4 protein-coding genes are annotated in these 2,584 nt (G+C 72.9%); 3 read left to right on the forward strand and 1 reads right to left on the reverse strand.

Annotated features, from left to right (window positions below):
* Positions 1 to 115, forward strand: a 115-nt coding sequence (locus AB0B41_RS43020) for a hypothetical protein (RefSeq protein ID WP_358212992.1), incomplete at its 5' end; no start/stop codon positions are given.
* A 52-nt stretch (positions 116 to 167) separates the two neighbouring features.
* Here AB0B41_RS43020 and AB0B41_RS43025 read toward each other — a convergent pair.
* Positions 168 to 1,040, reverse strand: a complete 873-nt coding sequence (locus AB0B41_RS43025) for a 3-keto-5-aminohexanoate cleavage protein (protein WP_358212990.1) — start codon at positions 1,038 to 1,040, stop codon at positions 168 to 170.
* Positions 1,041 to 1,167: 127 nt separating this feature from the next.
* Here AB0B41_RS43025 and AB0B41_RS43030 point away from each other — a divergent pair, with 127 nt between their 5' ends.
* Together AB0B41_RS43030 and AB0B41_RS43035 are read left to right on the forward strand one after the other, a co-directional pair.
* Positions 1,168 to 2,394: an acetyl-CoA C-acetyltransferase gene (locus AB0B41_RS43030; RefSeq protein WP_358212991.1), complete on the forward strand. Its 1,227-nt coding sequence runs from the start codon at positions 1,168 to 1,170 to the stop codon at positions 2,392 to 2,394.
* Positions 2,395 to 2,435: 41 nt separating this feature from the next.
* The coding region (locus AB0B41_RS43035; RefSeq protein ID WP_358212993.1) for an SDR family NAD(P)-dependent oxidoreductase at positions 2,436 to 2,584 on the forward strand (149 nt) is incomplete at its 3' end.

A 2,584-nucleotide genomic window follows, 5' to 3' on the forward strand; every position in this document is an offset into this window, starting at 1 on the left:
CAAAGCCGTGAAGGACACCATCGGCGTCTCGGTGACCTGCGACGTCGTCAACCCGGACACCCTCGAACGCTCCGTCGGCAAGCTCCAGCGGCTCCGCGACCTCCGCGCGACGTAGCAGGTCACCCGTGGTCGTGAGCGTTGACTGCCCCACTAGGGGCAGTCAGCGCTCACGGGGTGAGGAGGGCGTGGGTCTCGGCACTCGTCGCGGGGCGGCTGCCGAGGCGGTCCAGGAGCGCGCGCAGCTCCTCCACCAGCTCGGTGTTCGACGGGTGGCGCGGACCGGCGTGGTCCTCCAGGCCCACACGGACGTGCCCGCCCCGCCGGATCGCGAGCTCGGCGAGCCCGCACTCCACGACGTCGCCGCCGAGGACCGCGACCGACCAGGGCAGGCCGGTGGGTTCGAGCAGCTCGAGATAGGCCTCGAGCGCGGTCGGCGTCGGCGGCAGGCCGAACTGCAGGTCGCCCCCGAAGTACAGTTTCACGATCCCGCCGGCCGGCAGCCGCCCGGCGCGCTGCAGCGTGACCACGGTGCGCAGGAAGCCCGGCTCGAAGATCGAGAAGCTGGGCAGCGCACTCAGCTCCCGGGTCCGTGCGCACATGTACTCGGTGTCGGCGATCGAGTTCTGGTAGGGCTCGGCCGCCGCAGGTGCCGGGCATCGGCCGTCGGCCGTCAGCCCCACGTTGACCGAGCCCGGGTCGATCAGCGTCATCCCGCCCAGGCCGGCCAGCTCGGCGACGTGCGCCCACCGCCGCTCGACGGGGATGCCGCGCGCCCCGGCCGCCATCGTCGGGTAGAGCAGCAGGTCCGGGTACCGCTCCCGCACCGGCCGCCAGGCCGCCCGGTAGGGGCCGGCCGCGTGCACGCCGTCGGCCGTGAACATCGGCTCGTCGTTGTGGTTGTGCAGGATCGTGGCGCCGAGCCGCGCGCAGGCCAGTGCGTCGGCGGTGATCTCGGCCGGGGTGCGTGGCACCTGCGGGTTGACACTGCGCGGGGTGGCCCCGTTCACGGCGACCTCGACGATCACGGCTGGGCGGTCCATGGCCCGTACCCTCACCGCCCGCGCGCGCCGGGACAACCCGTGTGATTCCCTACCGCCCGGTAACCCCTGCGTGACGCGGGGGTGCACACTCGAACCCAGCACCCGCCCTCCAGCGAAGGAGACACCCGTGCCCGAGGCAGTGATCGTCGCGGCGGCCCGCTCCCCCATCGGCCGCGCGCGCAAGGGCTCGCTCGCCGGCATGCGCCCGGACGACCTGACCGTCCAGATGGTCCGCGCCGCGCTGGACCAGGTGCCCGCGCTCGACCCGACCGAGATCGACGACCTGATGCTCGGCTGCGGCCTGCCCGGCGGCGAGCAGGGCAACAACCTGGGCCGCATCGTGTCCGTGCTGCTCGGCCTCGACACCGTGCCCGGCACCACGATCACCCGGTACTGCTCGTCGTCGGTCCAGACCACCCGCATGGCGCTGCACGCGATCAAGGCGGGCGAGGGCGACGTGTTCGTCTCCGCCGGCGTCGAGACCGTCTCCCGCTTCGAGAAGGGCAGCTCGGACTCCTGGCCGGACACGCACAACCCGCTGTTCGCCGACGCCGAGGCCCGCACCGCCGCCACCGCCGAGTCCGGCACCGACACCTGGACCGACCCGCGCACGGACGGGCAGCTGCCCGACGTCTACATCGCCATGGGCCAGACCGCGGAGAACCTCGCCCGCGCCAAGGGCGTGAGCCGCGAGGACATGGACCGCTTCGGCGTCCGCTCGCAGAACCTCGCCGAGGAGTCCATCAAGAACGGCTTCTTCGCCGACGAGATCGCGCCGGTCACGCTTCCCGACGGCACCGTCGTCGACACCGACGACGGCCCCCGCGCCGGCGTCACCTACGAGGCCGTCTCGCAGCTCAAGCCGGTCTTCCGGCCCGACGGGTTCGTCACCGCCGGCAACTGCTGCCCGCTCAACGACGGCGCCGCCGCCCTGATCGTCATGTCCGACACCAAGGCGAAGGCGCTGGGGATCACTCCCCTCGCCCGGATCGTCTCCACCGGTGTCACCGGCCTCTCCCCCGAGATCATGGGTCTCGGCCCGGTCGAGGCGTCGAAGCAGGCCCTCGCCCGCGCCGGCATGACCATCGACGACGTCGACCTCGTCGAGATCAACGAGGCCTTCGCCGCGCAGGTCATCCCGTCGGCCCGCGACCTCGGCATCGACCCGTTCCGCGACAAGCTCAATGTCCACGGCGGCGCCATCGCCGTCGGCCACCCGTTCGGCATGACCGGCGCCCGCATCACCGCCACCCTGCTCAACGGCCTGCGCGCCAAGGACAAGAGCATCGGCCTGGAGACCATGTGCGTCGGCGGCGGGCAGGGCATGGCCGTGATCTACGAGCGGCTCGGCTGACTCTGCGCTGAACAGTCGTTAAGGTGCCCGCCATGGGCAGCATGGACGGCAGGGTCGCCGTCGTCACCGGCGGCGCGACCGGTCTGGGCGCGGCGGTCAGCCGCCGCCTGGCCGGCCGCGGCGCCCGGGTCGCGATCACCTACTCGCGCAGCGCCGACGAGGCCGAGGCCACGGCGGAGGAGTGCCGGGC

It is taken from the genome of Pseudonocardia sp. NPDC049154 (assembly GCF_040648315.1).
GTDB lineage: Bacteria > Actinomycetota > Actinomycetes > Mycobacteriales > Pseudonocardiaceae > Pseudonocardia.